The following is a 12,508-nucleotide window of genomic DNA, read 5'->3' as shown; positions in this document are numbered from 1 at the left end:
CCGGTTCAGGCGACCAGGCGCGCGACGAACGCGTCCAGGTTCGCGGGGTTGTCGATCGAGACGGCCTGCAGCAGCCGGCCGGCCTTCGCGCGATAGTCGTCGAGCCGCTCGTCGTGATGCAGCCACGCGTCGTACAGCGCGCGGCCGCCTGCGGCCGAATCGAAGTCCGGATAGTAGTAGCCGGCGTCGCCGAGCAGCGTCGAGTTGTGGATCAGCGGATAGCCGCCGTACAGCACGTCGTAGTAAAGGTAGTTCTGCGGATTTTCCCAGTGATGCGAGACGACCGCATCGGCGTGGCGGGCCATGAAGCCGGGCAGGTCCATGCGCGGCTCGAACGTCGCCTTCTGCTGGCGCACGAGGTCGAGGTTGTTGGCGAAATGGACGAAGGTCGGATGCGCCTTCATGTGAATCGAATTGACGACGAACAGATGTTGCACGGCCTCCGGATGCGCGCGATAGAACTCGTCGCACGCGAGCATCGGGTAATGGCACGACTTGACGACCGAGATGTTCGGTTCGAGCGTCGCGAGGTGCCACGGGCGGCGGCCGGGCCGATAGCCGAAGGTCACGCCTCCGCTCGCGAGCGCGGCGATGCGGCGGTCGAGGAAATACGGCGACCACAGATGCGGCATCGTATGGACCGGCGCGCGCGTGAGCGTGCGCAACAGCGGCACGTCGATTTTCTGCGACTTCTCGAGCACCCACACTTCGTCGAACTGCGTGCCGTTGAACACGTGGCCCGACGGCTTGCCGAAGATCGGCGTTTCGGCGAGACCGCTGTAGGTATGGCCGACGTAGCACGCGACGAGCTTCGTGCCGAGCGCCTTTACGTGCCTGAGCCATTCGACCGGCAGTTGTGCGCCCATCTCGATCACGACGTCGATGTCGTGCGTGACGTCCGTGGGTTTCACGAGCGGTATGTCGAGGCCGTCGAGTTCGAGGCCGGCGGGCAGCGCGTTCGCGTCGCCGCCGTTCAGGAAGTAGACCGGACCGATGCGGTCCGAGCGCTTGAGCATCATCGCGAGATACGCGATGTTCTGATGAATGCCGTTTTCCCAGATTGCCTGGCCGTCACGCGCAAACAGCGAGATGCCGACCGCCGGTCGTTCTCTGCGAGTGCCGCCTGACGCGGCTTGATCGATGTACGTCACCGGTTGGTTTCCTCTGCGGCGTCGCGCGTCAGGCGCTGGTGTCGAGCGACTGGCCTGCGGACGGCGCGCCGTGGATTGTCGTGGTTGCGTTCGCGTCGGCGCGCGCTGACGACGGATCGGGCGGCGCGGATCGCGAGGCGGCCGCCGGATTCCGGTGTGTCGTCGCGCGAAGCTGGCACGGCGCGCGACGCGGGCGGAAAGTTCCGGCGACAGTCTGCGGCGATTGTGGCACGGAAGACGCCGGTTTGTGGAGGGCCATGACGATGTTTGACATAGCGGAGGGTCGGCGCCGGGGCCGCTGTTCGGCGCGTCAGCGCTTCAGCGAGATCTCGACGCGGCGGTTTGCCGCACGGCCTTCGGCCGTCGCGTTCGACCCGACCGGATCGGCGCTGCCGCGGCCGGCGACCGTCGTCGCATGAGCTTTCAGCCCGTGCGCGTGCAGGTAGCGCGCGACGACGTCCGCCCGGCGTTTCGACAGCGCGAGATTGGCCGCGTCGCTGCCGGCCGAGTCGGTATGGCCGGTGACCGTCACTTCGGTGTACGTGTGGTCTTCGCGTTCGCTCAGCAGCTTGTCGAGCGATGCGCGCGCGGCGGGCGTCAGCGTGGCCTGGCCCGTTGCGAACAGCGCGTCGCCCGCGAGGTTCACGTGTTCGACCGCCGCGGGCGCGGGCGCCGGTGTCGGCACGGGCGCGGCGGCCGCGGCCGTTTCGGCTGGTGCGGCGCCGCACTGGAAGACCAGCGTGGCCGGATCGGCGTGGTTGCGCAGTGCATGCGCCGAATCGGCGACGCGCACCGGCTGCTCGCCGCAGATCTTGCGCGCGGCGTTCATGCAGGTCTGCGGGCCCGACAGCAAGCCGTGGCAGTCGACCTGGAACGTGCGCACGCCGTCGCGCGGCTGCAGTTCGGAGGCGCTGTAGGTCGGGCCGGATGCGGTCGAGCACGCGGCGAGGCCCAGCGCCGAGAGCGCGAGCGCAAGAGCGAGTTTGTTCACGGTTACGTCCTCAAAACTGGAGTTGACTGAAGCGCGCGGCACGCCGCACGCCGCCCGGCCGGTGGGCCGGACGGGCGGCGTGCTGCGCGACGGGTTACTTCCACTGATACAGCATGCCGGCGCCGATCACCTTCTGACCGCCGCTGAAGCCGCCGTTGATCGACGCCTTCAGGTTCTCCGTGATGCGCGCCTGCATGTTGACCGCCATCGCCTTCTGGCCGAGGAACGTCGACGTGCCGATACCCATCCCGAAGTTGGCGTCGCGGTCCATCTGCGGGATCGAGGCCATCGCGCCGACGGCCGCGATGCCCTGCTTCGCCATCTGGTCCGTCTGCTGCATTTGCGTGCCGAGCGAGTTGATCTGCGACTGCTGGCCCGACAGCGCGGTCGACAGCGTCGTCTGCACTTGCGTCAGCTGGTTCACGTTCACCGCGTCGGTGCCTTGCGTGCCCGGCGCGACGTTCGTGATCTGGCGCTGCTGCGTGTCGCTGCCGACCGACACCACGTTCGAACGGCCGCCGTCGCTCGAATTCGCGCCGATCGCCACCGAGTTCGAGCCGGCGGTGACGGTCGGGCGGTCGGTGCCGGTGCCGTTCATGTCGGCCGCGATGCCGGAGTTGTTCGCCGTACGCGCCTGGTTGTTGTTCACCGTCGTCGACAGCTGGTTCAGCGTGTTGCTGATGCTCGTCACGCCGGTCGACAGCGACGCCACCGTGCTGTTGGTCGAGCTCAGGCCGGTGGACAGCGAGCCGATGCCGGTCGAGGTCGACGTGGACAGCGACGTGAGGTTGCTGTTGGTCGAGCTCAAGCCGGTGGACAGCGAGCCGATCGCGGTCGAGGTCGACGTGGACAGCGACGTGAGGTTGCTGTTGGTCGAGCTCAGGCCGGTGGACAGCGAGCCGATCCCGGTCGACAGCGACGAGATGTTCGAGGCCGTCGACGTCGACAGGCTGCTGATGGCCAGGTTCGTTGCGTTGAGCTGGCTGCCGTTGACGGCGTCCGTGCTGGTGGCCGAGACGCGGCCTGCGGCGACGTTCGTGATCTGACGTTCGGCGCCCGGTGCGCCGACGCTGAAGACGCCCACCGGTGCGATGCCGCTGACCGCGTACGTGACGCCTCCGACCGTCATGCTCGACACCGCGACTGCATTGCTCGTGGTCGAGTTCGCGCCCATCGCGATCGAGTTGGCGACGTTGGCCTGCGCGTTCGTGCCGAACGCGAGGGCGTCGGTGGCCGTGGCCGCTGCGGCGGAGCCGTAGGCTTGCGCACCGGTGGCGCTGGCGACCGCGTTGCTGCCGAGCGCGAGCGCGCCGGTGCCGGTTGCCGTGTTCGCGTTGCCGAGTGCCACTGCGCCGGTGCCGGTCGCCGTGTCGTTCGCGCCCATCGCGACTGCGCCGGTGCCCGTTGCGACGCTCGGGTCGCCGATGGCGACCGCGCCGTCGCCGCTCGCCGTGTTGCCTGAGCCGATCGACACCGCCTTGCCGCCGGTGGCCGATGCGTTCTGGCCGATCGCGACGGCACCGGCGGTTTGCGCGTTCGAGCCGTCGCCGACGGCGACGCTGCTCGCGCCGGCGGCGCTGGCGTTCACGCCGGCTGCGAGGGCGTTGACGCCCGTCGCGCCGTCGTTCGCGTAGTTGCCTTGCTGCGTGCCGTTGTCGTTGACGCTGAAGTAGTGCGTCTTCGCAGCTTCGATCGCGGTCGACGTCGAGGTGGACAGGGACGTGATCGAGCTCGTGGCCGACGAGAGGCCGGTCGAGGTCGAGGTCGACAGCGATGTCACCGTGCTGTCGGTGGAACTCAGGCCGGTGGAGAGGGAGCTGAGGCCGGTCGAGGTCGAGGTGGAGAGCGAGGCGACCGTGCTGTTGGTCGAGCTCAGGCCGGTCGACAGCGAGCTGAGGCCGGTCGAAGTCGAGGTGGACAGCGACGTGATCGAACTCGTGGCCGAGGACAGGCCCGTCGACGTGGAGGTCGAGAGCGAGGCCACCGAGCTGTTGGTCGAGCTCAGGCCGGTCGACAGCGAGCTGATGCCGGTCGAAGTCGAGGTGGAGAGCGACGTGATCGAGCTCGTGGCCGAGGACAGGCCCGTCGACGTCGAAGTCGACAGCGACGCGACCGAGCTGTCGGTGGAGCTCAGGCCGGTCGACAACGAGCTGATGCCGGTCGAAGTCGACGTGGACAGCGATGTGATCGAGCTGGTCGCGGACGAGAGGCCCGTCGACGTGGACGTTGACAGGGACGTCACCGTGCTATCCGTCGTGCTCAAACCGGTGGACAGCGAGCTGATGCCGGTCGAAGTCGACGTGGACAGCGATGTGATCGAACTCGTGGCCGACGACAGACCGGTCGACGTGGACGTCGACAGCGACGTCACCGAGCTATCGGTGGAACTCAGGCCGGTCGACAACGAGCTGATACCGGTCGAAGTCGACGTGGACAGCGACGTGATCGAGCTGGTCGCCGACGACAGACCGGTCGACGTGGAGGTCGACAGCGAGACCACCGAGCTGTCGGTCGAGCTGAGGCCCGTCGACAGCGAGCTGATGCCGGTCGAAGTCGAGGTGGACAACGACGTGATCGAGCTGGCGGCCGACGACAGGCCCGTCGACGTGGACGTCGACAGGGACGTCACCGTGCTATCCGTCGTGCTCAAACCGGTGGACAGCGAGCTGATGCCGGTCGAAGTCGAGGTGGACAGCGATGTGATCGAGCTCGTCGCCGACGAGAGGCCGGTCGACGTGGAGGTCGACAGCGAGGCCACCGAGCTATCCGTCGAGCTGAGGCCGGTGGACAACGAGCTGATACCGGTCGAAGTCGACGTGGACAGCGACGTGATCGAACTGGTCGCCGACGACAGACCGGTCGACGTGGACGTCGAGAGCGATGCCACCGAGCTGTCGGTCGAGCTGAGGCCCGTCGACAGCGAGTTGATGCCCGTGGAAGTCGAGGTGGACAGCGACGTGATCGAACTCGTCGCCGACGACAACCCCGTCGACGTCGAGGTCGAGAGCGACGCGACCGAGCTATCGGTCGAACTCAGGCCGGTGGACAGCGAGTTGATGCCCGTGGAAGTCGAGGTGGACAGCGACGTGATCGAGCTCGTGGCCGACGACAGACCCGTCGACGTGGATGTCGAGAGCGATGCCACCGAGCTGTCCGTCGAGCTCAGTCCGGTGGACAGCGAGTTGATGCCCGTGGAAGTCGACGTGGAGAGCGAGCTGATTGAGCTCGTCGCCGACGACAATCCCGTCGACGTCGAAGTCGAGAGCGATGCCACCGAACTATCGGTCGAGCTCAGACCGGTGGACAACGAGCTGATACCGGTCGAAGTCGACGTGGACAGCGATGTGATCGAACTGGTCGCCGACGACAGACCGGTCGACGTGGACGTCGAGAGCGATGCCACCGAGCTGTCGGTCGAGCTCAGGCCGGTGGACAACGAGCTGATACCGGTCGAAGTCGACGTGGACAGCGACGTGATCGAACTCGTGGCCGACGACAGCCCGGTCGACGTGGAGGTCGACAGCGAGGCCACCGAGCTATCGGTCGAGCTCAGGCCGGTCGAGAGCGAGCTGATACCCGTCGAGGTCGACGTGGACAGCGACGAGATCGAGCTGGTCGCCGACGACAGCCCGGTCGACGTCGAGGTCGACAGCGAGGCGACCGAGCTGTCCGTCGAGCTCAGACCCGTCGACAACGAGCTGATACCGGTCGAGGTCGACGTGGACAACGACGAGATCGAGCTGGTCGCCGACGACAGCCCGGTCGACGTCGAGGTCGACAGCGAGGCGACCGAGCTGTCCGTCGAGCTCAGACCCGTCGACAACGAGCTGATACCGGTCGAGGTCGAGGTGGACAGCGAGGTGATCGAGCTGGTTGCCGACGACAGACCCGTCGACGTGGACGTCGACAGCGAGGCGACCGAGCTGTCGGTCGAGCTCAGGCCGGTCGAGAGCGAGCTGATACCCGTCGAGGTCGACGTGGACAGCGACGAGATTGAGCTGGTCGCCGACGACAGCCCGGTCGACGTGGACGTCGACAGCGAGGCGACCGAGCTGTCGGTCGAGCTCAGGCCGGTCGAGAGCGAGCTGATACCCGTCGAGGTCGACGTGGACAACGACGAGATTGAGCTGGTCGCCGACGACAGACCCGTCGACGTGGAGGTCGACAGCGAGGCGACCGAGCTGTCGGTCGAGCTCAGGCCCGTTGACAACGAGCTGATACCGGTCGAGGTCGAGGTGGACAGCGAGGTGATCGAGCTGGTCGCCGACGACAGACCCGTCGACGTGGAGGTCGACAGCGAGGCGACCGAGCTGTCGGTCGAGCTCAGGCCGGTCGAGAGCGAGCTGATACCGGTCGAGGTCGACGTGGAGAGCGACGAGATTGAGCTGGTCGCCGACGACAGACCCGTCGACGACGAGGTCGACAGCGATGCCACCGAACTGTCGGTCGAGCTCAGGCCAGTCGACAGCGAACTGATGCCCGTCGAAGTCGACGTGGACAGCGAGGTGATCGAGCTGGTTGCCGAAGACAGCCCCGTCGACGTCGAAGTCGAGAGCGATGCCACCGAACTGTCGGTCGAGCTCAGGCCAGTCGACAGCGAGCTGATACCGGTCGAAGTCGAGGTGGACAGCGACGTGATCGAGCTGGTTGCCGACGACAGACCGGTCGACGTGGAGGTCGACAGCGAGGCGACCGAGCTGTCGGTCGAGCTCAGACCCGTCGACAGGGAGCTGATGCCCGTCGAAGTCGAGGTGGACAGCGACGTGATCGAACTCGTGGCCGAGGACAGGCCCGTCGACGTGGAGGTCGAGAGCGAGGCGACCGAGCTGTCGGTCGAGCTGAGGCCCGTCGACAGCGAGCTGATGCCGGTCGAAGTCGAGGTGGACAACGACGAGATCGAGCTGGTCGCCGATGACAGACCGGTCGACGTGGAGGTCGACAACGAGGCGACCGAGCTATCGGTCGAGCTGAGACCCGTCGACAGCGAGCTGATGCCCGTCGAAGTTGACGTGGACAGCGACGAGATTGAGCTGGTCGCCGACGACAGCCCGGTCGACGTCGAGGTCGACAGCGAGGCGACCGAGCTGTCGGTCGAGCTCAGACCCGTCGACAGCGAGCTGATGCCCGTCGAAGTTGACGTGGACAGCGACGTGATCGAGCTGGTTGCCGACGACAGACCGGTCGACGTGGAGGTCGACAGCGAGGCCACCGAGCTATCGGTCGAGCTCAGGCCGGTCGACAGGGAGCTGATGCCCGTCGAAGTCGAGGTGGACAACGACGAGATTGAGCTGGTCGCCGACGACAGACCCGTCGACGTGGAGGTCGACAGCGAGGCGACCGAGCTGTCGGTCGAGCTCAGGCCCGTTGACAACGAGCTGATACCGGTCGAGGTCGAGGTGGACAGCGAGGTGATCGAGCTGGTCGCCGACGACAGACCCGTCGACGTGGAGGTCGACAGCGAGGCGACCGAGCTGTCGGTCGAGCTCAGGCCGGTCGACAGCGAACTGATGCCCGTCGAAGTCGAGGTGGACAGCGACGTGATCGAGCTGGTTGCCGACGACAGCCCGGTCGACGTCGAGGTCGACAGCGAGGCGACCGTGCTGTCGGTCGAGCTGAGGCCTGTCGACAGCGAGCTGATACCGGTCGAGGTCGAGGTGGAGAGCGACGTGATTGAGCTGGTTGCCGACGAGAGGCCGGTCGATGTGGAGGTCGACAGCGAGGCGACCGAGCTGTCGGTCGAGCTCAGGCCGGTCGAGAGCGAGCTGATGCCGGTCGAAGTCGAGGTGGACAGCGAGCTGATCGAGCTGGTGGCCGACGACAGCCCGGTCGACGTGGACGTCGAGAGCGAGGCGACCGAACTGTCGGTCGAGCTGAGGCCCGTGGACAGCGAGCTGATGCCGGTCGAGGTCGACGTGGACAACGACGAGATCGAGCTGGTCGCCGACGAGAGACCCGTCGACGTGGACGTGGAGAGCGAGGCGACCGAGCTATCGGTCGAGCTCAGGCCAGTGGACAGCGAGCTGATGCCCGTCGACGCGGACGTCGACAGCGACGCCACGGTGCTGTCGGTCGAGCTGAGGCCGGTGGACAGCGAGCTGATGCCCGTGGAGGTCGAGGTGGACAGCGACGAGATCGAGCTCGTCGCCGACGAAAGGCCCGTCGACGTGGACGTCGACAGCGAGGCCACGGTGCTGTCGGTCGAGCTGAGGCCAGTCGACAGCGAGCTGATCGAGCTGGTTGCCGACGACAAACCCGTCGACGTCGAGGTCGACAACGACGCCACCGAACTATCAGTCGAGCTCAACCCCGTCGACAACGAAGTGATGCCGGTCGACAGCGACGAGATTGCGCTGCTGGACGACGACACCGTCGTCGACAGCGAATTCACCACCGAGTTGGTCGCGAACAGTTGCGAGCCGTTGATCGCATCGGTGCTGGTGGGCGTGATCTGGCCTGCCGCGACGTTGGTGATCTGGCGCGTGATGCCGGCGCTCGGGTCGCCGACGCTGACGGTGCTCGTCGGGTTGCCGCCCGCGAACGTGGTGGTCACGCCGCCGACGGTGCCGGTCGGCGTCGGGTTGGGCGCCGCGGTGACCGACCCGCTGCCGAGCGCGACGTCGCCGGCGTTGTTGGCGATGGCGTTCGGGCCGATCGCGACCGAGTCGGCGCCGAGCGCCTGGCTGTCGGCGGCCGTCGAATTCGCGTGGAAATACTTGATGCCCTGGCTGTTGATGCTGTCGATCGCGGAGCCGACGCTGTTCGCGGTGGACGTCGTGCCGTTCGCGTTGTACATCGTGTACGACGGAGCGGAAACCGCGCCTGTCGTCGGATCGTAGGCAGCGCCGCCGCCGAGCGCCGCGGCGGTGCTGTTGCCGAGATTGTCGGTCTTGGTCACGACCGTGCTCAGGCCGGTGGACAGCGAGCTGATGCCGGTCGAGGTCGACGTGGACAGCGACGTGATTGAGCTGTTGGCCGACGACAGGCCCGTCGACGTGGACGTCGACAGCGAAGCCACCGTGCTGTTGGTCGAGCTGAGACCGGTGGACAGCGAGCCGATGCCGGTCGATGTCGAGGTGGACAGCGACGTGATCGAGCTGGTGGCCGACGACAGACCGGTCGATGTCGAAGTCGACAGTGAGGCCACCGAGCTATCGGTCGAACTCAAGCCCGTCGACAACGAGCTGATACCGGTCGAGGTCGACGTGGACAGCGACGTGACGGAGCTATTGGTCGAGCTCAGTCCGGTGGACAACGAACTGATACCCGTCGACGTCGACGTGGACAGAGAGCCGATCGAGCTGGTCGCCGACGAAAGGCCCGTCGACGTGGACGACGACAGCGACGTTACCGAACTATTAGTCGAGCTCAGGCCTGTCGACAACGAGCTGATGCCGGTCGAGGTCGAGGTGGAGAGCGAGGTGATCGAGCTGGTGGCCGACGAGAGGCCGGTCGACGTGGAGGTTGACAGCGACGCAACCGAGCTGTCGGTGGAACTCAGACCCGTGGACAACGAGCTGATACCGGTCGACGTCGAGGTGGACAGCGACGTGATCGAACGCGTGGCCGACGACAAGCCGGTCGACGTGGACGTCGAGAGCGATGCCACCGAGCTATCGGTCGAGCTCAGGCCTGTCGACAACGAGCTGATACCGGTCGAGGTCGACGTGGAGAGCGAGCTGATCGAGCTGGTCGCGGACGACAGACCGGTCGACGTCGACGTCGACAGTGAGGCCACCGAGCTATCGGTCGAACTGAGGCCGGTCGACAGCGAACTGATACCGGTCGAGGTCGACGTGGACAGCGACGTGACGGAGCTCGTCGCCGACGAGAGGCCGGTCGACGTCGACGTCGACAGTGAGGCCACCGAACTGTCGGTCGAGCTCAGGCCGGTGGACAACGAGCTGATACCGGTCGAGGTCGAGGTGGACAGCGATGTGATCGAGCTCGTTGCCGACGACAAGCCCGTCGACGTGGACGACGACAGTGACGTCACCGAGCTGTTGGTCGAGCTGAGGCCGGTGGACAGTGAGCTGATACCCGTCGAGGTCGACGTGGACAGCGACGTGATCGAGCTGGTGGCCGACGACAAGCCCGTCGACGTGGACGACGACAGCGACGTCACCGAGCTGTTGGTCGAGCTGAGGCCGGTGGACAGCGAGCTGATACCCGTCGAGGTCGAGGTGGACAGCGATGTGATCGAGCTCGTTGCCGACGACAAGCCCGTCGACGTGGACGACGACAGCGATGTCACTGAGCTATTAGTCGAGCTCAGGCCCGTCGACAGGGAACTGATACCGGTCGAGGTCGAAGTGGAAAGCGAGACCACCGAACTATTGGTCGAGCTGAGACCTGTCGACAACGAGCTGATGCCCGTGGACGTCGAGGTGGACAGCGACGTGATCGAGCTATTGGCCGACGACAGCCCCGTCGACGTGGAGGTCGAAAGCGACGTCACCGAACTGTTGGTCGAGCTCAGGCCGGTGGACAGCGAGCTGATACCCGTCGAGGTCGAAGTGGAAAGCGAGCTGATCGAACTGGTTGCCGACGACAGACCCGTCGAAGCCGAAGTTGACAGCGACGTGATCGAGCTGGTGGCCGATGACAAGCCCGTCGACGTGGACGACGAAAGCGACGTCACCGAGCTGTTGGTGGAGCTCAGGCCGGTGGACAGCGAGCTGAGACCCGTCGACAACGAGCTGATGCCCGTGGAAGTCGACGTAGACAGCGACGTAATCGCGCTATTGGCCGACGAGAGGCCGGTCGACGTCGACGACGAAAGCGACGTCACCGAACTATTGGTCGAACTGAGCCCGGTCGACAGCGAGCTGATACCCGTGGAAGTCGACGTAGAAAGCGACGTCACCGAACTATTGGTCGAACTGAGGCCCGTGGACAACGAACTGATGCCGGTCGAAGTCGACGTAGAAAGCGAAGTAATCGAACTACCAACCGTCGACAGCCCCGTCGACGTCGAAGTCGAAAGACTGCTGATACTTGACGTCGTCGTGCTGGCGACCGAATAGAGCTGGCTTCCGTTGACCGCATCGGTGCTGCCGGAAGTCACGAGCCCGGCCGCGACGTTCTGGATCCGCCGCTCCGCGCCGGGGCTGCCGATGCTCACGACCCCCGCGGCCGAGCTCGTGCCGGCGAACCCGGTGAACGTCTGCGTGCCGACCGTCGCGCTGCCGACGGCCCCGGTGCCTGCCGTCGTCGTACCGCTCGTGCTTGTGGTCACGGCGTTCTTGCCGAGCGCGACCGAGCCGGCGACGTTGGCCGTCGCGCCGTTGCCGAGCGCGGTCGCGCCGCTGGCCGCCGCGGTCGCGGCGGAACCCAGCGCCGTGGCGTCGGTGCCGGCCGACGTGACGACCGAGTTGGCGCCGATCGCAACGCCCGACGTCGCCGCCGCATCGACATTGGAGAACCGGCCGATCGCGATCGCGTTCGTGCCTGCCGCGACCGCACCGCCCGTGCCGCTGCTGTTGCCGCCGCCCAGCGCGACCGAACTGATGCCCGATGCCGTCGTGTCGTTGCCGACCGCGGTCGCGCCGGTATTGAGTGCAGTGGAGCCGGAACCGATGCCGATCGAGCTCGAGCCGGTGGCCACGGAACGCTGACCGAATGCTTGCGAATAGTTGCCCGACGCTGTCGCGTTCGCGCCAATCGCGATCGAGGTTGCGCCGCTGGCCGTCGTCGTGCTGCCGGCGTTGCCGCCGATCGCGATCGCCTGCGACCCCAACGCGAGGACGGAGCCGCCGAACCCGCCCGCACTGTACTGCGCGTGCGCGACGTTGCCGACCGTCGCCCCCGCGACGAGCGCCACTGCCGCAACAGCCTTCGCGACGGCGGATTTGTTCGGCTTACCCCGTGCCGAGTCGTGTTCCGAGGCCGCGACCCAGGCGCCGAGAGCTTCGTTCCAGATCGAGCGGTATGTGCGGTTCATGTCCTGCTGCCTCCAAATAAGCGCGCCGCACACACCGCCTTTCATTAGACGAATATTTCGTGCGCTCGCGCGAAACTCTTAATCGATGCGCGAATTTTATTTGAGGCGTTATTTGTAAATTGACAAACAGTGATAAATGTAGCGCGTGGAAGTTTAAAGAATCGTTAATGCATCGCGATTTGATGTATTGATTAACAACCAATCCAAAAGTATGAAGAATTGTTTTTGTAAAGTGCCGGAGGTCTGATGTTCGCGCATAAAAGTAGTGTGAAATCAATGGTTTGCATGGGTTGTTTGTGCGATGACGCGCATTTTGGCCCCGGAAAGATAGGAAGAATTGAATGGCAAACGTTTGCGCGGCGCATGTTTCTTTCTGTTCTGTAATGCGACCACGATGTCGATCTACAAGAATATGAACATATTTAT

3 protein-coding genes are annotated in these 12,508 nt (G+C 65.7%); all 3 read right to left on the bottom strand.

Features of this window, described 5'->3' with window-relative positions:
• Positions 1-5: 5 nt before the first annotated feature.
• The 3 genes from MBR110_RS21860 to MBR110_RS21850 all read right to left on the bottom strand — a co-directional run bounded on the left by MBR110_RS21860 (position 6) and on the right by MBR110_RS21850 (position 12,082).
• Entirely contained in the window at positions 6-1,151 is a 1,146-nt protein-coding gene (locus MBR110_RS21860; protein WP_059735955.1) for a DUF2827 domain-containing protein, read from the bottom strand.
• 310 nt (positions 1,152-1,461) lie between these two features.
• Complete coding sequence (locus tag MBR110_RS21855; RefSeq protein ID WP_059735953.1) at positions 1,462-2,142, bottom strand: OmpA family protein; 681 nt, start codon at positions 2,140-2,142, stop codon at positions 1,462-1,464.
• 94 nt (positions 2,143-2,236) lie between these two features.
• Positions 2,237-12,082, bottom strand: a complete 9,846-nt coding sequence (locus tag MBR110_RS21850; RefSeq protein ID WP_181709514.1) for an ESPR-type extended signal peptide-containing protein — start codon at positions 12,080-12,082, stop codon at positions 2,237-2,239.
• Positions 12,083-12,508 lie beyond the last annotated feature (426 nt).

The sequence above is a fragment of the Burkholderia sp. MBR-1 genome (genome assembly GCF_013822785.1).
Taxonomy (GTDB): domain Bacteria; phylum Pseudomonadota; class Gammaproteobacteria; order Burkholderiales; family Burkholderiaceae; genus Burkholderia; species Burkholderia vietnamiensis.
This window is presented reverse-complemented; position numbering and strand designations above follow the sequence as displayed.